General features: G+C 72.2%; 15 protein-coding genes, 1 pseudogene and 1 riboswitch. Of the genes and pseudogenes, 8 read left to right on the top strand and 8 right to left on the bottom strand.

Annotation, left to right across the window (positions count from 1 at the left end):
- Positions 1-114: 114 nt before the first annotated feature.
- The 4 genes and pseudogenes from EV371_RS05025 to EV371_RS05010 form a co-directional block, all read right to left on the bottom strand.
- A pseudogene (locus EV371_RS05025) lies at positions 115-981 on the bottom strand (metal ABC transporter permease); the annotation flags it as partial.
- 76 nt (positions 982-1057) lie between these two features.
- Complete coding sequence (locus EV371_RS05020) at positions 1058-1825, bottom strand: metal ABC transporter ATP-binding protein (protein WP_130461013.1); 768 nt, start codon at positions 1823-1825, stop codon at positions 1058-1060.
- Positions 1822-2796, bottom strand: a complete 975-nt coding sequence (locus EV371_RS05015) for a metal ABC transporter substrate-binding protein (protein WP_130461012.1) — start codon at positions 2794-2796, stop codon at positions 1822-1824. Before EV371_RS05015 ends, EV371_RS05020 begins: the two co-directional genes overlap by 4 nt.
- A gap of 110 nt (positions 2797-2906) precedes the next feature.
- Complete coding sequence (locus EV371_RS05010; protein WP_130461011.1) at positions 2907-3164, bottom strand: hypothetical protein; 258 nt, start codon at positions 3162-3164, stop codon at positions 2907-2909.
- A 97-nt stretch (positions 3165-3261) separates the two neighbouring features.
- Between EV371_RS05010 and EV371_RS05005 the strand changes: the two genes are divergently transcribed.
- The 5 genes from EV371_RS05005 to dusB all read left to right on the top strand — a co-directional run bounded on the left by EV371_RS05005 (position 3262) and on the right by dusB (position 7992).
- A complete protein-coding gene (locus tag EV371_RS05005) occupies positions 3262-3603 on the top strand; it encodes an antibiotic biosynthesis monooxygenase (protein WP_130461010.1) in 342 nt (113 codons plus the stop codon).
- 271 nt (positions 3604-3874) lie between these two features.
- Complete coding sequence (locus tag EV371_RS05000; protein ID WP_130465672.1) at positions 3875-4351, top strand: Rv0361 family membrane protein; 477 nt, start codon at positions 3875-3877, stop codon at positions 4349-4351.
- A gap of 191 nt (positions 4352-4542) precedes the next feature.
- Positions 4543-5922: a glycine--tRNA ligase gene (locus EV371_RS04995; protein ID WP_130461009.1), complete on the top strand. Its 1380-nt coding sequence runs from the start codon at positions 4543-4545 to the stop codon at positions 5920-5922.
- Between the two features lie 85 nt (positions 5923-6007).
- A riboswitch (SAM riboswitch) is annotated at positions 6008-6121 on the top strand.
- 15 nt (positions 6122-6136) lie between these two features.
- On the top strand, positions 6137-6742 hold the full coding sequence (locus EV371_RS04990) for a GNAT family N-acetyltransferase (protein ID WP_207230408.1): 606 nt from the start codon (positions 6137-6139) through the stop codon (positions 6740-6742).
- Positions 6743-6780: 38 nt separating this feature from the next.
- Positions 6781-7992, top strand: coding sequence for a tRNA dihydrouridine synthase DusB (dusB, locus tag EV371_RS04985; protein WP_130461008.1), 1212 nt, complete (start codon positions 6781-6783; stop codon positions 7990-7992).
- Between the two features lie 96 nt (positions 7993-8088).
- Here dusB and EV371_RS04980 read toward each other — a convergent pair whose 3' ends face one another.
- On the bottom strand, positions 8089-9789 hold the full coding sequence (locus EV371_RS04980; protein ID WP_349339403.1) for a beta-N-acetylhexosaminidase: 1701 nt from the start codon (positions 9787-9789) through the stop codon (positions 8089-8091).
- A gap of 384 nt (positions 9790-10173) precedes the next feature.
- Between EV371_RS04980 and ppdK the strand changes: the two genes are divergently transcribed.
- Positions 10174-12882 (top strand): pyruvate, phosphate dikinase, encoded by a 2709-nt coding sequence (ppdK, locus tag EV371_RS04975; RefSeq protein WP_130461006.1) that lies wholly within the window; start codon positions 10174-10176, stop codon positions 12880-12882.
- Positions 12883-12925: 43 nt separating this feature from the next.
- On the opposite strand, the gene EV371_RS04970 is transcribed toward ppdK, so the two are convergent.
- On the bottom strand, positions 12926-13432 hold the full coding sequence (locus tag EV371_RS04970) for a roadblock/LC7 domain-containing protein (RefSeq protein WP_130461005.1): 507 nt from the start codon (positions 13430-13432) through the stop codon (positions 12926-12928).
- Positions 13433-13757: 325 nt separating this feature from the next.
- Here EV371_RS04970 and EV371_RS04965 point away from each other — a divergent pair, with 325 nt between their 5' ends.
- Together EV371_RS04965 and EV371_RS04960 are read left to right on the top strand one after the other, a co-directional pair.
- Entirely contained in the window at positions 13758-14111 is a 354-nt protein-coding gene (locus EV371_RS04965; RefSeq protein WP_130461004.1) for a VOC family protein, read from the top strand.
- 34 nt (positions 14112-14145) lie between these two features.
- Positions 14146-15384, top strand: coding sequence for a deoxyguanosinetriphosphate triphosphohydrolase (locus EV371_RS04960; protein WP_130461003.1), 1239 nt, complete (start codon positions 14146-14148; stop codon positions 15382-15384).
- Between the two features lie 45 nt (positions 15385-15429).
- Here the strand turns inward: EV371_RS04960 and EV371_RS04955 are convergent, their stop codons facing one another.
- On the bottom strand, positions 15430-16626 hold the full coding sequence (locus tag EV371_RS04955; protein ID WP_130461002.1) for a hypothetical protein: 1197 nt from the start codon (positions 16624-16626) through the stop codon (positions 15430-15432).
- Positions 16623-17801 (bottom strand): VWA domain-containing protein, encoded by a 1179-nt coding sequence (locus EV371_RS04950; RefSeq protein ID WP_165436609.1) that lies wholly within the window; start codon positions 17799-17801, stop codon positions 16623-16625. The genes EV371_RS04955 and EV371_RS04950 overlap by 4 nt, the downstream gene beginning before the upstream one ends.
- Between the last annotated feature and the right edge of the window lie 19 nt (positions 17802-17820).

The raw sequence follows: 17820 nt of genomic DNA, 5'->3' as shown, positions 1-17820 counted from the left end.
CTGTAACGGTAACCGTTGTTAACGGCCGACCGTCGTTCGGTGCGCGGTTCCAAGGTCAACCGGTACCGGCCCGGCGGGTGGGGTCGGGGCCGGTGGGGTGCGCCGGCCGGCGTCGAGTACCACGTCACAGGGTTCTACCTGCGGCGCCGGCCCGGGTACGGCACGGCGCCGGGCCAGCGCCCGGCGTACCGCCACGGCCACCGACGCCACCAGGAAGAGGCCGATCGCCAGGATCACGATGGTGGCCCCGAGCGCGGTGTTGGCGGTGCCGGCCAGCCACACCCCGGAGCCCGAGGCGAGCAGCCCCAGCCCCATCGCGGCGAGCATGGTGCCGAGGAAGCCGCGGGTGAACAGCTGCGCGGTGGCCACCGGTACCACCATCAGGGCGCTGATCAGCAGCAGGCCGACCGCCCGCATCGCGATGGTCACGGTCACCGCCGTGGTCACCGCGAGCAGCAGGTTCAGCGCCCGGACCGGCAGCCCGGAGACCCGGGCGTACTCCTCGTCGTGGCAGATCGCGAAGAGCGCCGGGTGCAGCGCGATCATGGCCGCCAGGACCACCACCGCGAGGACCACGATCACCACCAGATCCTGCGGCGACGTCGTGGTCAGCGAGCCGAAGAGGTACGCCATCAGGTTGGCGTTGCTCCGGCTGCCGGAGAGCCCGACCAGCATCACGCCACCGGCGATGCCGCCGTAGAAGAGCATCGCCAGGGCGACGTCGCCGGAGGTGCGGCCGCGTTCCCGGATCAGTTCGATGGCGACCGCCGCGACCGCCGCGACGATCACCGCCGTGAGCACCGGGGACCGGTCGAGCAGCAGGCCGACCCCGACCCCGGTCAGCGCGACGTGCCCGACCCCGTCACCGATCAGCGACATCCGGCGCTGCACCAGGTAGATGCCGAGCGCCGGGGCGGTCACCCCGATCACCAGCGCCCCGACCAGGGCTCTGATCATGAAGTCGTACTGGAAGAGGCTCATGCCGGCCCTCCGCTCCGCCCCGTGCCGACATGAGGCACATCGACGCTGAGCTGGCTGGTTCGCTCGCTTCGCTCGCTCATGGACGAGTGCCCCACATCCCTGTCGACTCCTCGGGCGCGTGCGGGTGGACGTGCTCGTGTCCGGGCGCCGCGTGGTGCCCGGCCGGTTCCGGTACCGGGCCGTCGTGCGCGATCGTCCCGTCGTGTACCACCACCGCCCGGGTCACCACCCCGGCCAGTGGCCCGAGTTCGTGCGCGACCAGCAGCACGGTCCCGCCACCGGCGACGAACCCGCGCAGCGCCTCGGCGAAGGCGTCCTGGCTGGCCGAGTCGACCCCGGCGGTCGGCTCGTCGAGGACCAGCAGCTCGGGCCGGCCGGCCAGCGCCCGGGCGATCAGGGTGCGCTGCTGCTGCCCGCCGGAGAGGGTGGCCACCGGGTCACCGGCCCGGTCGGCGAGCCCGACCGCCGCCAGCGCATCGGCCACCGCCGCCCGGTCGGCCCGCCCCGGCGGCCGGAACGGGCCCCGCCGGGCCAGCCGCCCGGAGGCGACCACCTCGGCCACGGTGGCCGGTACGCCGCTGCCGGCGCCCATCCGCTGCGGCACGTACCCGATCCGGGCCCACTGCCGGAACCGGCGCTGCGGGGTGCCGAACAGCGAGACCGTACCGGCGGCCAGCGGCACCAGACCGAGGATCGCCCGGATCAGGGTGGACTTGCCGGAGCCGTTGGCGCCGAGCACGGCGACCACCTCGCCGGGGTCCACCCGCAGGGAGACGCCCCGGAGCACGGGGCGGTCGTCGTAGGCGACCACCCCCTGCTGGACGGTGACGACAGGTGCGGTCATGCGCACTCCAGTGCGGTCCTCAGGGCGTCGAGATTGCCGCGCATCACCGAAAGGTAGTCCCCGGTACTGCCGGGCCGCAGGCCCTCGATCGGATCCAGTACCGCGGTCTTCGCCCCGACCTCCCGGGCGATCGTCTCGGCGACCTTCGGGCTGACCAGGGTCTCGAAGAAGATCGTGCTGGCCTGGTGCTTGCGGGCCTCGGCGGCCACCTCGGCCAGCCGCTGCGGGGCCGGCTCGTCCTCGGGGGTCAGCCCGGAGATGCCGATCTGCTCCAGTTGGTAGCGCTCCGCCAGGTACCCGAACGCGGTGTGGCTGGTCACCAGTTCACGTCGCTGGCAGGTCTTCAGTCCCCGGGCGTACTCGGAATCGAGGGTCTCCAGCTCGGTGCGGAGCGCCTTCGCCCGGGCGGTGTAGTCGGCGGCCCGGTCCGGGTCGACGGCGCCGAGCCGCCCGGCCAGCGCGTCGGCGATCTCGGCCAGCCGGGTCGGGTCCAGCCAGACGTGCGGGTCCCTGCCCTCCGTCCCCTCCGCGTGCCCCTCCTCGGCACCCGGTTCCTCGGGCGCGTGGTCGGCGCCGTCGTGCTCGTGCCCGCCGGCCGTCGCCGGTAGCAGCGGTCGCACGGTGGCCACGTCGAAGGCCCGGTCGCTGGCCTGCTGCCGCACCGCGTCGTCCACGCTCGGCTGGAAGCCGGCGAGGTAGACGACCAGTTCCGCGTCGCTGACCTGCCCGACCTGGCCGGGGTTGAGTTCCAGATCGTGCGGCTCGGCGCCGGGCTTGGCGAGGTTGACCACCCGGACGGCGTCCCCGCCGACCCGCTCGGTGACGAACTGGAGGGGATAGAACGCGGTGACGACGTCGACCCGGTCGGGGTCGGCGCCGCTGCCGGCATTGCCGCACGCGGCAGCGCCGGCCAGCGCGAGCAGGCCGGTGGCGGCGAGGGCGACGGTACGCGGCGCGAAGCGGATCACCATGTCATCCACTCTCCGCGACAATGAGAATGATTGTCAAAAACGCATGCTTGCATGGAACCGCTTGATCGCGTTCGGTTCTGGTCGAGCGATCGTCCGGGGGCGGACGGCCATCAGAGGATCTTCATCAGCGCGGTAGCGACCAGCAGGGTGAGGATGACCAGCCGGAGGATCCGGGTCGCCGGCCGCTGCACCGGCCAGGTGGTCGCCAACAGCGCGGCCAGCCCGGCGGCGAGCGCCAGCAGCAGGGCTCCGCCGACGATCCCCGGCGCGAAGAGGGCGACCAGCACCAGCGCCAGCACGGCGAGGAACACACCCGTGGGGTTGACCCGAGCCAGCCGGGTCAGCAGAACGCTCTGCGTACGCTGCATTCCACAGACTCTACGAGATCACGGTGCCCCGGCCGGCGAGCTGTCGCCAGCGACACCCTCCGCGCACGCCGGTGGCGGCACCGGACAGGAGGCGTACGTGCTCGTCACCAACCGGTTCGTCGTGCCGGAGGAGGCCGCCGCAACCTTCACCGAACGGGCCCACACCGCGCTGGCCGCCCTCGCCGCCCGGCCGGGGTACCGTCGGGGGCGGCTGCTGCGGGCCCTCGACGATCCCCGGCACTGGTGCCTGATCACCGAGTGGGAGTCGGTCGGCACGTACCGGCGGGCCCTCGGCGCCTTCGAGGTCAAGGTCGACGCCACCCCGCTGCTCGCCGAGTCGCTCGACGAGCCGTCCGCGTTCGAGACGCTGGCCAGCGCCGAACCGGACGGTCAGGTCGAAGTCACTCCCAGTGACCGGGCCGCTGACCCCGGCCGGTGATGAACCGGGCACTACCCTGTGCCTCATGAGCGTTCCCGGACCGCCCGGCGGCCCGTCGTCCCCACCCGATTCCGTCCGGACCGACGAACCGGCCGCACCCGGTGGACCCGTGCCGCCGTCGGGCGGATACGGCCCGCCGCCACCAAGCCCGGTCGGGTACGGTCCGCCGCCGGCCGGACACGGTCCGCCGCCACCTGCGCCGGTCGGGTACGGTCCGCCGCCGGTCGGCTACGGGCCGCCTCCGGCCGGATGGGGACCGATGCCGCCGGCCGTGCCGGCGCCGCCGCCCGGCCCCGGCGTCGAGCCGCTGTTCGCCGCGCCGCCCAGCGAGGGGCGCGGTGCGCGGCTGTGGCTCGGGCTCGGGGTGGCCGCCCTGGCCGTCGTACTCTTCTGCGGCGGTGGCGGAGCGGCCCTGGTCGGCCTGCTGATCTCCGGTTCACAGGCGTTGAACGAGCAGGCCAAGGCGGTGGTGACCGACTACCTCGACGCGCTCGACGACGACGACTTCCGCAAGGCGTACGACCTGCTCTGCGAGTCCGCCCAGCAGCGGGAGTCGCCGGCCGAGTTCGAGCGCCGGGTCAGCTCCGAGCCGGAGATCGCCTCGTTCCGGATCGGCGACGTGTCGCTGACCAGTGAGCTGAGCGTGCCGGTCGACGTGACCTACGCCAGCGGCGGGCAGGACAACCTCCAGGCCCGACTGGCCCAGGATCAGAGCACCGGCGAACTGCGGGTCTGCGACATCACCTGACACCGGGGCCGGCCCGCCGGGCGGCGGCGGTACGGCCGCCGAGGTGGAGTAATCTGCTGGGCTCGGGCCGCAGGTGACCGTACCGTTGTGCGGAGCACCGCCCGAGCCAGGTCCGAGTGCCGAACCTGTCCGCCTTTCCCAGCCGTCCCGAAGATGTCCCCGCCGGCCGCCAGCCGGTGTAGGAGGTAACCATGCCAGCCGACCGTATCGACGCCGTCGTCAGTCTCGCGAAGCGCCGAGGCTTCGTCTTCCCGTCCAGCGAGATCTACGGGGGCACCCGGTCGGCCTGGGACTACGGCCCCCTCGGCGTCGAGCTGAAGGAGAACGTCCGGCGCCAGTGGTGGCGGACCATGGTGCAGCAGCGGGACGACATCGTCGGCCTCGACTCGGCCGTGATCCTCGCCCGGGACGTCTGGGCCGCCTCCGGCCACCTGGACGCCTTCGTCGACCCGCTGACCGAGTGCCAGTCGTGCCACCGGAGGTTCCGGGCGGACCACCTCGAGGAGGCGTACGCGGAGAGGCACGGCCACCCGCCGGCCTCGTTGACCGAGATGAACTGCCCGAACTGCGGCAACAAGGGCACCTTCACCGAGCCGCGGATGTTCAACGGCCTGATGAAGACCTACCTCGGCCCGGTGGAGAGCGAGGAGGGCCTGCACTACCTCCGGCCGGAGACCGCGCAGGGCATCTTCGTCAACTACAACAACGTGGCCGCCTCGGCCCGCAAGAGGCCGCCGTTCGGCATCGCCCAGGTCGGCAAGTCGTTCCGCAACGAGATCACCCCGGGCAACTTCATCTTCCGGACCAGGGAGTTCGAGCAGATGGAGATGGAGTTCTTCGTCGAGCCGGGCACCGACGAGGAATGGCACGAGTACTGGCTGCGCGAGCGCTGGAACTGGTATCTCGACCTTGGCATCTCCGAGGAGAACCTGCGGTTCTACGAGCACCCGCAGGAGAAGCTGTCGCACTATTCGAAGCGGACCGTCGACATCGAGTACCGGTTCCGGTTCGGCGGCACCGAGTTCTCCGAGCTGGAGGGCATCGCGAACCGCACCGACTTCGACCTTTCCACGCACAGCAAGCACTCCGGTGTCGATCTGTCCTACTTCGACCAGGAGAAGCAGCAGCGCTGGGTGCCGTACGTGATCGAGCCGGCCGCCGGGCTGACTCGCGCGGTGCTCGCCTTCCTGCTGGAGGCGTACGACGAGGACGAGGCTCCGAACACCAAGGGCGGGGTCGACAAGCGCACCGTCCTCCGCTTCGACCCCCGGCTCTCGCCGGTGAAGGTGGCCGTGCTGCCGCTCTCCCGCAACCCCTCCCTCTCGCCGAAGGCGAAGGACCTGGCCGCAGCGCTCCGCCGCCGCTGGGTGGTCGAGTTCGACGACTCGCAGGCGATCGGCCGCCGCTACCGCCGGCAGGACGAGATCGGCACCCCGTTCTGCGTCACGGTCGACTTCGACACCCTGGACGACAACGCCGTCACCGTCCGGGACCGGGACAGCATGACCCAGGAACGGGTCGGCCTGGACCAGGTCGAGCGCTACCTCCTGGAACGCCTCCCCGGCTGCTGAGGCTCCACCGGGCGAGCCCGTACCGCAGGCTGAGTTCGGGCAGCGGCTGCCGACGAGCAACACCGGTGCTAACTTCTGCGGTGAAGGTCATGAGTGCCAGCGCACAGCCCCGGCTTGCTGGCCGGCAACCCTCCGCTCGCGGGCGGGGTGCTCCGGGTGACGACCTGGCCGACGCAATTTGCCCGGTAAGCCGCCAGTCGAGGAGCTTGTCGCAGTGTCCCGTTCCGCCGTGCCCCGGTCCGTCGCCCCGACCGGCCCCGCAATCTTCAGCCCTGCCGGAGCCGGCGATGCCGGTCGCATCGCCGCGCTGCATGCCGACAGCTGGCGGCGGCACTATCGGGGCGCCTACGCCGACACGTATCTCGACGGCGATCTGCTCGGTGAACGCAGCAGGGTGTGGTCGGCGCGACTCGCTTCCCCCGCCGGCACCACCACGATCATCGCCGAACGTGACGGTTGTCTCGCGGGCTTCGTCCATGTGGTCTTCGACGCGGATCCGCGCTGGGGCAGCCTCATCGACAACCTCCACGTCGACCATTCGGAGCATCGCGCTGGCATCGGTACCGCGCTGATGGCCTACGCCGCCCGGGCGGTCCTCGCCGATGCCGGCTCTCCAGCGCTCTACCTGTGGGTGCTTGAGCAGAACGCTCGCGCACAGATGTTCTATCTGGCCTGCGGCGGCATCCGGGTCGAAACGGGCATCGTCGCTCCCCCCTGCGGCGACCCCTCCTTCCTCATCGGGACTCCTGGCAAGTACCGCATGGCCTGGCCGGACGCCCGACGCCTCGTCAGGGCTCTCCCCGGGGACGACCGTGGATAACGTGGGGGCTGTGTACCGGGACGGCGGGGGAGTGTGCCATGGCTGAGCTGTTGGCAGGGGGCGGTTCTCCCGGTGAAGGCGACAGGAACGGGCCCTTCCGCGCATCCCGCCCGCTGCACCTGGGCGGGCACGTGGTGTGGCCGCCGGTGGTACTTGCGCCGATGGCCGGGATCACGAATGTCGCCTTCCGGCGTCTCTGCCGGGAACAGGGCGGCGGCCTCTACGTCTGCGAGATGGTCACCACCCGGGCGCTGGTCGAGCGGAATCCGAAGACGCTCCGGATGATCGCCTTCGGCGGGGACGAGCGGCCGCGCAGCCTCCAGCTGTACGGGATCGACCCGGAGGTGACCGCGGCGGCGGTCCGGATGGTGGTCGAGGAGGACCTGGCCGACCACGTCGACCTGAACTTCGGCTGCCCGGTGCCGAAGGTCACCCGCAAGGGCGGTGGGGCGGCGCTGCCGTGGCGCCACCGGCTCTTCGCCCGGATCGTCCGGGCGGCGGTCGAGGCGGCCGCCCCGGCCGGGGTACCGGTGACGGTCAAGATGCGCAAGGGCATCGACGACGACCACCTGACGTACGTGGCCGCGGGGCTCGCCGCCCAGGAGGCCGGGGTGGCGGCGGTCGCCCTGCACGGGCGTACGGCCGCGCAGCGGTATTCGGGTACGGCGGACTGGGACGCGATCGGCACCCTGAAACAGGCGCTGGACGTGCCGGTGCTGGGCAACGGGGACATCTGGGAGGCCGACGACGCGCTGCGGATGCTGGCGCACACCGGGGCGGACGGTGTGGTCGTCGGCCGGGGCTGCCTCGGCCGGCCCTGGCTCTTCGCCGATCTGGCGGCGGCCTTCGACGGCCGCCCGGTGCGCCGGCTGCCCACCCTCGGCGAGGTCGCGGCGACCATGCGCCGGCACGCCGAACTGCTGGTCGAGTGGTTCGCCGGTGGCGACCGCCCGGACACCGCCGAGCGGGACGGCTGCGTCGACTTCCGCAAGCACGTCGCCTGGTATCTGAAGGGCTTCCCGGTCGGCGGCGAGCTGCGCCGGGCCCTGGCCATGGTGAACGGCCTGGCCGAGCTGGACGACCTGCTCGGCAAGCTCGACCCGGCCGAGCCGTTCCCGCCGGAGACGCTCGGCCAGCCCCGGGGTCGGACGAACTCGCCGGGCAAGGTTTTCCTGCCGGACGGCTGGCTGGCCGATCGGGACAGCGCCGAGGTGCCGGCCGGCGCCGAACTGGCCGACTCCGGCGGCTGAGCCGCGCCCGGTCGTGCCGGGCTGGTCGCGCTGGCGGGGCCGTGAGTGCCCGGGCCGGCGATCGGTAGCGGAAGCGGTGGACCGGGCCCGGGGCGGTCAGGCGATCGGTAGCGGCCGGTCGTCGGCGGGCGGCGGGCCGCTCCCCGGCGTCGACGTCGTCGACGCACCGGTGGCCTCCGCCGTCGATCCGGCGGACCGGGGCTCGGGTACGACCGGAGTACTGCCCGCCCACGGCACCTCCGGCGAGCGGTGGAAGGCGATCCCGGCCGTGCTCCAGCGCAGGCCGTGGCCGGCCAGCCGCCGCCGGAAGTCCGCCCAGTCCCGGGACCGCGCCGGCGACCAGCCCAGCTCGGCGATGGCCGGCAGTCGGGGGAAGGTCATGAACTCGATGTCGCCGACCGTGCGGACCGTCTCCGTCCAGAGTGGCGCCTCCACCCCGAGCACCGCCTCGGCCGGTACTCCGGCGAGATAGTCGCCGGGATCCCAGTCGTACGCGTCGCGGACCTCGACCAGCCCGGCCCAGTCCTTGCCCAGCGGGGTCGCCGCCGAGTACTTCATGTCGAGGTAGCTGCGGTTGCCGGGCGAGAGCAACACCTTGGCGCCGTTGCGCACCGCTTCGGCCACCACCGGGTCCTCGGTCGAGGTGCCCCAGTACTGGACGACCCGTCCGGTGCTGTGCTCGGCGACCGCGAGCTGGTGCCAGCCGAGCACCCGCTTGCCGTGTCCGGTGACGATCCGCTGGACCCGGTTCATGAACCGGGTGTAGGCGGCCCGGTCGAGGGTGAACGCCTCGTCGCCGCCGATGTGCAGGTAGCGGCCGGGGGTGAGCGCGGCGACCTCGCCGAGTACGTCGTCGATGAACCGGTACGTCCGCTCGTTGTCGACGGCGACCGCGCTGAACCCGACGTCGGTGCCGGTGTACTCCGGCGGCGCGACGCCGTCCGGGGCGAGTTCCCCGTACGCGTTCAACGCCGCGTTGGTGTGCCCGGGCAGGTCGATCTCGGGTACGACGGTGATGTGCCGGGCGGCCGCGTACGCGACGATCTCGGCGTACTGCTCCTTCGTGTAGTAGCCGCCGGGGCCGCCGTCCACCTCGGTGGAGCCGCCGACGCTGGCCAGTCGGGGCCAGGAGTCGATGGCGATCCGCCAGCCCTGGTCGTCGGTGAGGTGCAGGTGCAGGTGGTTGACCTTGTATCGGGCGAGGTGGTCGACGAAGCGCAGCACGTCCGGTACGGCGAAGAAGTGCCGGGCCACGTCGAGCATCGCGCCCCGGTAGCCGAACCGGGGGTGGTCGTCGATCGTTCCGCCGGGGATCGCCCACGGGCCGGGCTGCCGCCGGGCGGACTCGACCTTCGGTGGCAGCAACTGCCACAGCGTCTGCACCGCGTAGAAGAGGCCGGTGGCCGTGCGGGCCCGGGCCACCACGCCGGAGGGGCTGATCTCCAGGTGGTAGCCCTCGGCCGAGCCGGCGCCGCCGGGCTGTGGCGTGCGGGAACGGCCGGTTGCCCCGTCGTCGCCGGTCAGCAGCAGGGAGATCCCGCCGGGCCCGTCGGCCTGACCGGCGGTGACCACCGGTAGTGGGTAGCCGGTCGGGCGGCGCAGCAGCTCCGCCAGGTGTCGGCCGACCGCACTCGCCTCGGGGCCGGGGGTGGTCCGGATCGTCGTGCCGGGGGTCAGGATGAACTCCACCCCGGCGGCTGGCTCGACCCGGGCGGGGGCGGGAAGCACGTCGGTCAGCCGGGGCGGGGTGTCGGCGGGGGTGCGGGTGGACCGGGGCGGGAAGGTGGTAGGTCGCACGGCAGATCTCTCCGGGGGGGAGCCGCAGGTGATTTCCGGGCAAATCTCATGAAACGTACGTACGAAATGGCGTCCTGTCAAGGGTTGGTCACCCTGTGGTACGAGTCCTTGGTCGTACCCGTCGACTGACCAAACGCCGGGCCGGGTCGGGATCCTTCCGTGACCGATCTTGCTCGTGGAATCGTTCCCACACAACCTCGCGAACACGTACAGCCTTCGCGACTGTGCGGATTGTCACCGAACGGTCCCAAGATGCCCACCGGTCGCTTAGCCTTCGCCCACCAGCAGCCGGCGGTTCCCGCTGGTACGGGCAACCGTCCCCTGGGTACGTAGAGAGCGGCTAAACCTTCGTTCAGTGTCGAACGGCGCACGTGGGAGGGTCCGTTGACAGCGCAGCAGACGGCGGGACAGAAGTACGTTTACGACTTCACCGAGGGCAACAAGGACCTGAAGGACCTGCTCGGTGGCAAGGGCGCGAACCTGGCCGAGATGACCAACCTCGGGCTGCCGGTTCCGCCGGGCTTCACCATCAGCACCGAAGCCTGCCAGGCGTACCTGAACAGCGGGACCCAACCCGCCGGGCTGGCCGACGAGATTGACGCGCACCTGGCCGCGCTGGAGAAGGGGATGGCCAGGCGGCTGGGCGACCCGGCCGACCCGCTGCTGGTCTCGGTCCGGTCCGGAGCCAAGTTCTCCATGCCCGGCATGATGGAGACGGTGCTGAACGTCGGGCTCAACGACGCGAGCGTGACCGGACTGGCCGCGCAGGCCGGCGGTAACGAGCGGTTCGCCTGGGACTCCTACCGCCGGCTCATTCAGATGTTCGGCAAGACCGTCTGCGACGTACCGGGTGAGCACTTCGCGCACGCCCTCGACGACGCCAAGCGGGCCAAGGGTAGCGAGAGTGACCTGGACCTCGACGCGGACGACCTCCGGGCGCTGGTCGACACGTACAAGACGATCTTCCGTAAGCACACCGGCCGGGAGTTCCCGCAACAGCCCAGGGAGCAGCTCCAGCTCGCCATCAACGCGGTCTTCGAGTCCTGGAACGCCGAGCGGGCCGTGCTCTACCGGCGGCAGGAGCGGATCCCCGCCGACCTCGGCACCGCGGTCAACGTCGTGGCGATGGTCTTCGGCAACCTCGGCCCGGACTCCGGCACCGGGGTGGCGTTCACCCGCGACCCGGCCAGCGGCGCGCAGGGCATCTACGGCGACTACCTGGCCAACGCCCAGGGCGAGGACGTGGTGGCCGGGATCCGCAACACCGTCCCGCTGCAACAGCTCGAAGAACTGAACAAGCCGGCGTACGACGAGCTGCTGGCCATCATGGCCAAACTGGAGGGGCACTACCGCGACCTCTGCGACATCGAGTTCACCATCGAGCGCGGCAAGCTGTGGATGTTGCAGACCCGGGTCGGCAAGCGCACCGCCGCCGCCGCGTTCGTGATCGCCGCCCAACTCGTCGACGAGGGCCTGATCGACCTGGACGAGGCGCTGCACCGGGTCAACGGCGCCCAACTCGCCCAGCTGATGTTCCCCCGGTTCCGGCTCGACGGCGACCGGACCCCACTGGCCCGGGGTATCGGCGCATCCCCGGGCGCCGCCGTCGGAAAGGTGGTCTTCGAGGGGCGGCGGGCGGTCGAGCTGGCCGAGGCCGGCGAGGACGTCATCCTGGTCCGCCGGGAGACCAACCCGGACGACCTGCCCGGCATGATTGCCTCGCGCGGCATCCTCACCTCGCGCGGCGGCAAGACCAGCCACGCCGCCGTCGTCGCCCGGGGCATGGGCAAGACCTGCGTCTGCGGCGCCGACTCGCTCGACGTGGACGTCCGGCAGCGGCGGTTCACCGTGGACGGCCGGACGGTCTCCGAGGGGGACGTCGTCTCGATCGACGGCACCACCGGCAACGTCTACCTGGGCGAGGTGCCGGTCTGGCCCTCCGAGGTGGTGCGCTACTTCGAGGGGAGCGTGGACGGCGAGACCACGGACGATCCGCTGGTGGCCGCCGTACACCGGATCATGACGCACGCCGACGCCAAGCGGCGGCTGGGCGTCCGGGCGAACGCCGACACCGGCGAGGACGCGGCCCGGGCCCGGCGGTTCGGGGCCGAGGGGATCGGCCTGTGCCGCACCGAGCACATGTTCCTCGGTGACCGGCGAGAACTGGTCGAGCGGCTGATCCTGGCCCGGACCGACGGCGACCGGCAGGCGGCGCTGGCCGAGCTGCTTCCGTTGCAGCGTGCCGACTTCCTGGAGGTCTTCCGGGCGATGGACGGGCAGCCGGTGACCGTCCGGCTGATCGACCCGCCGCTGCACGAGTTCCTCCCCTCGCTGGAGGAGCTGGCCGTGCACGTCGCTGTCGCGCACGAGCGCGGCGAGGACGCCGCCCGGGACGAGGCGCTGCTCACCGCGGTACGTCGGATGCACGAGCAGAACCCGATGCTGGGTCTGCGCGGGGTCCGGCTCGGCCTGGTCATCCCGGGCCTGTTCGCCATGCAGGTGCGGGCGATCGTCGAGGCGGCCGTGGAGTGTGCCAGGGCCGGTGGCAACCCGAAGCCGGAGATCATGGTGCCGCTGGTCGGCGCGGTCCAGGAACTGGAGACGGTACGCACCGAGGCCGAAAAGATCATCGCGGATGTGACCCGGGAGCAGCCCGTCGAGGTGCTGATCGGCACGATGATCGAGGTGCCCCGGGCGGCGCTGACCGCCGGGCAGATCGCCGAGGCCGCCGAGTTCTTCTCCTTCGGCACCAACGACCTGACCCAGATGGGCTGGGGCTTCTCCCGGGACGACGTCGAGGGCGCCTTCTTCTGGCGCTATCTGGAGCTGGGCATCTTCGGCATCTCACCGTTCGAGTCGATCGACGCCGACGGGGTCGGCCGGCTGGTCCGGATCGCCACCGACGAGGGGCGGGCGGCTCGCCCCGGGCTCAAACTCGGGGTCTGCGGCGAACACGGCGGCGACCCCGACTCGGTGCACTTCTTCCACGACGTCGGCCTGGACTACGTCTCCTGCTCGCCGTTCCGGGTGCCGGTGGCCCGGCTGGAGGCCGGTCGGGCGGTGGTCGAGTCCACCGGCTCCGACAGCCGCTGACCCCCGGCACTCCCGCGCATCCTCCCGCGCTGGGCGCGGCTCCTCAGGACCGGCCGGGGGAGCGCCGGCCGCCGGGGTCGGACCAGAGGCCGGCCGGGAGGGAGGCCATCGGGGTACGGGTCGCCAGCGGCGCGTCCGGGTTGGTGACCGGCGGGATCGCGGTGGCCACCGCCGGCTGCCGGACGGCGTCCCAGAGCGCGCCGAGCCGCTGGGCGGCCGGCCGAGCCTCGGCGTGCAGCCGGGCGAACTCGGTCTCCGGGCGGACCACGGTGGTCAGGATCGCGTCCTCACCGGCCGGGTAGACGACCACGCACCCCTGCGCGCTCCGGACCACGGACTCCCGCAACGGCCCGTGCCCGGCCAGCTGCGCGAAGCGGCCACCGATCCCGAGCCCCGCCGCGGAGAGCGCGGCGACGTGGTGCGGATCGATCCCGGACAGGTCGCTGGCGACCAGCAGGCCGTCCACGGCGGCCAGCACGGCACCCGATATCTCCGGCACCGCGCGCCGCAGCCGGTGCAGTTCGGCCAGCAGGGCGGCATCAGTGTTCACCGGTGACTGCTCCCTACTCGTTGCCCATCCCTCGGCGTTCGGACGTTTCGCTCCGGCCTGTGGCGTCCTGCCGCGCAACGTCGCCGGCACCTCGCGACCCGAGCGGTTACCTTCCGACTCCGGCACGCTACACCGAGCAAGCTCCCGGCGCCGTCCCGTGACCACCGGCGATCGTCCGGCAACTCTCGGCTGTTCGGCGGTTGCGTTCGGCAAGGCAGGTCAACCGGCTGGGGTGTCGGGCGTACGTTGCTGCGCCCGGGTCGGGGCCCCGGCGTAACCTGAGCGACACGCGAACGTCGCTTCCCTCGTACCGGAGGTGTGGCCCATGGGCAGCGTGTGGGAGAACCTGGTGGTGGATGCCGCCGATCCGGCCCGGCTCGCACGCTGGTGGGCCGAGGCGCTCGGCTACCGGATCGTCGCCGAACTACCGGACGAGGTGGAGATCCGCCGGGCCCCGGACGTACTGCCCGGCCTGGTCTTCGTGCCGGTTCCCGACGGCAAGGAGACGAAGAACCGGCTGCACATCGACCTCCGCCCGGCCGACCATGAGGCCGAGGTGGAGCGGCTGGTCAACATGGGAGCCCGGCACGTCGACGTCGGGCAGTCCTCGGAGCACACCTGGACCGTGCTGGCCGACCCCGAGGGCAACGAGTTCTGCGTGCTCGCCCAGCGGGGTTGACGGTGCCGGAGGCGGCCGGGTGAGGATCGGTGGCGTGACCAGCCAGCCTGACGCGGAGCGCCGGGTGGCCGAACCGGCGAAGGACAGCGGCCACGGGCGCAGCCCCTACCAGCGGGACCGGGCCCGGGTGCTGCACTCGGCGGCGTTCCGGCGGCTGGCCGCGAAGACCCAGGTGCACACCGCCGGCACCGACGACTTCCTCCGGACCCGGCTCACCCACTCGCTGGAGGTCGCCCAGATCGCCCGCGAGATGGGTGCCCGGCTCGGCTGTGACCCGGACATCGTGGACGTGGCCGGGCTCGCGCACGACCTCGGGCACCCGCCGTTCGGGCACAACGGCGAGGCCGTGCTCGACGTCCTCGCCGCCGACTGCGGCGGCTTCGAGGGCAACGCGCAGACGCTGCGGGTGCTGACCCGGCTGGAAGCCAAGGTGTACGGCCCGGACGGCACCTCCGCCGGGCTCAACCTGACCCGGGCCGCCCTCGACGCCACCTGCAAGTACCCCTGGCCGCGCCGACCGGGGCAGCGCAAGTTCGGGGTGTACCCCGACGACGCCGACACCTTCGACTGGCTGCGCCAGGGTGCCCCGGACGGCGACGTACGCTGCCTTGAGGCGCAGGTGATGGACTGGGCCGACGACGTCGCGTACTCGGTGCACGACGTCGAGGACGGCATCCACGGCGGCTACCTGCGACTGCGGTTGACGCAGTTGCGGGACGACGCCGACGAGCGGGCCGCGCTCTGTGCCGACGTCGCCGGGCGGTACTCGACCGAGTCGGCCGACGACCTGGCCGAGGTGCTGGCCGGGCTGCTCGCCGACCCGGTACTCGCGCCGCTTCGCGACTACGACGGCAGTCACCGGGCGCTGGCCGCGCTGAAGGCGAGCACCAGCGTGCTGACCGGCCGGTTCGTCGCGGCGGCGGTCGAGGCCACCGAGCGGCGCCACGGCACCGGCCCGCTGCGCCGGTACGCCGCCGGACTGGTCGTGCCCCGGCGGATCCGTGCCGAGTGCGCGCTGCTCAAGGGCATGGCGCTGCGCTACGTGATGCGCCGCCCCGGCGCGCGGGACCGGTACGAGCGCCAGCGGGAGATCCTGACCGGGTTGGTGGCGGCGCTGCTGACCCGGGCACCGGAGGCGCTCGACCCGGTCTTCGCACCACTGTGGAAGGCGGCGCCGGACGACGCCGCCCGACTGCGGGTGGTGGTCGACCAGGTCGCCTCGCTCACCGATCCGGCGGCGGTCGCCTGGCATGAGCGGCTCACCACCGGTTAGTCGACCGCCGCCCGGTGCGGACGGCTGCCGGGCGCTTGGTGCCGACTAGGCGGTGAAGGTGAACGACTTCGTCACCATGAGGTCGAACTTCTCCAGCAGGTCTGCCGCGCCGGGTGCGTCCCTGTGGTTCTCGAAGGCGATCGTGTAGACCCGACCGTTCGCCTGCAGGACGTACCGGACGACCATGGTGCCGACGGCGCTCCGTCCGATCAGATCGTCCTCCTTGACGACGACGGCGGAGTGGCGCTTGCCGGCGACGCCGTCGACGGTGACGTCCCGGACCTCGATGTCGCCGTGGGTCTCCGCGTTGTACGGTCCCGTGTAGGCCTGGTCCGCCGCCTCGCTGCGCACCCAGACGAGGTAGAAGAAGTAGTCGGTGCCGAGGCAGCCGGGCAGCAGGTCGCGGGTGTGTGCCAGCCAGAGACTCGTCTCGCACTCCTCGACCAGCCAGTCCGGTGGGTGGCGCAGGGCGTACCCGTGCCGGGTACTGCGGTAGGGGGTCCAGTCGGCGGTGGGGTCGGGAGTGGGTATCGCCACCGGGGCGGCGTCGGGCGAGGCGGGGATGGTGAGCTGCTCGAGGACGGCGGTGAGAACGTCGGCGGTCTCCGGGAACACCGGCTCGGGCGCGCCGGCCGCCGAGGCCAGCTGGGTCAGCGCCGGTCGCTGCTCGGCCGGCACCCGGTAGCCGACGAACCTGAAGTCGAGAGCGAGCCCGGCCTTCTCGACGCGCTCCTGGATCGTCCGGGCCACGGCGGCGGGGTCGGGGTCACAGCCGTCGACGCCGTGCCGGGAGATCACGACGATCCGGTTGCCCTTGCGGCCCCGGAAGGGATAGCGGCCGGCGAAGTCGTCGATCGCCGCGAGGACGCCGGCGCGCAGCGTCGACTCGCCGGCGGGGGTGAGTGTGCGTACCTTCTCGACGATCTCCGGTGCCCGGCCGGTGCCGGCGCCGACCACCTGTGCGGTGTTGCCGACGTCGTCGCAGCGACCGCCGAACCGGCGCAGTGACAGCGCGTCGTCGTCGGCGGCGTTCTGGGCCGCGGCGCCCACGGCGGCGGCGACCTCGGCGAAGTCGCCGCCCTCCGGGGCCGTCGAGGTGTCGACCAGCAGGGCGGTGCGGTAGTCCGGGATGGCGCGCACCACCAGGACGGTGCCGACGGCGAGCGCGGCGACGACGACCACCGCGACGATCAGCAGAAAGCGCCGCCGACGGCTGCCCGGACGGCCGGTCGTGATGCTCATCGTATGCTCCTCGGGGCCTTGGCGCGGAGCGCGGCGAGCGCCTCGTTCATCGCGTTCACCTCGTCGTTGTACCGGGTGGCCACCCGCTCGAAGGCGGCGTGTTTCGGCCCCAACGGTGTGCCCGAGCGGGCGGTCTCCAGCAGGTCCTCGGCGCTACGCACGACCCGTTGCTGCTGGGCGCGCAGCCGGGACGCCCGGTCGTGGATGTCCCGGGCGGTGGCCGTCTTGGCACGGCCCTGCAGGTCCTCGAATTCGGTGTCGGTGCTCGCGAGGACGTTACGGGCCCGGTCGAGGGTGCGCTCGGCCGTGTCGAGCCGACCGGTGCCGACCGCCTTGACGGCGGCGTTGACCTGCTCGACGGCGGGATTGAGGATGTCGATGATCTCCTTGGCGTTGCGCAGCACCGGTTCGATGTTGGTGAACCAGTCCAGGGCCGCGTCCAGCTCCCCCGGGGTGTCGACGAACATCGGATCGGGGGCGCCGGCGCCGGTCGCGAGCTGGGTGAGCTGCTCCTGCTGGTCGTCGCGTACCTGGTAGCCGATCATCCGGAACTCGATGGCGAGGCCGGCGGCCCTGATCCGGTCGCTGATCTGCCGCTGCACGAACGCCGTGTCCTCGTCGCAGGCGTCGGTGCCGTTGCGTGTCACCACGATGATCCGGTTGACCTGCTTGGCCCGCCGCGCGAACGGCTTGGAGAAGTCGGCGACGGCCTCGACGATGCCGCGTTGCAGGGTCGCCTTGGTGCCCTGGCCGATGCCGCCGACCGCGTCGGCGATCTCCTGGCGGTTGTCGGTGCCGAAGCCGACGAGCTGGCTGGTGTTGTCCTGCGCGCCGCACTCGCCTCCGAAGCGGCGCAGCGCCAGCGCGTCGCTGTCCCCGGAGTTGTCGATCACCTTCCGGAGCGAGTCGGCGATCGTGGCGACCCCCTCGGTGGTGCCGGCGGCGGTGGTGTCGATCAGGAACTCCGTCTTGTAGGTCGGCGCGAACTGTGGCAGCACCCAGGTGACGGTCAGCACGCCGGCACCGGCGAGTACGACCAGCGCGAGGGTGCTCAGCAGCGCGATCCGGACGCTGCGCGGCAGGTTCAGCCGGAACACGTTGCGTTGCCGGCCGTGGTCGCCGACCAGCACGCCCTGGGCGTGCCGCAGGTCGACCGGGCCGGGCTGCCCGGGCACCGAGGCACCTCGGGTCGGT

This window comes from Plantactinospora sp. CNZ321 (genome assembly GCF_004217235.1).
The sequence above is the reverse complement of the archived record's forward strand: the minus strand, read 5'-3'. Positions and strand labels throughout refer to the sequence as shown.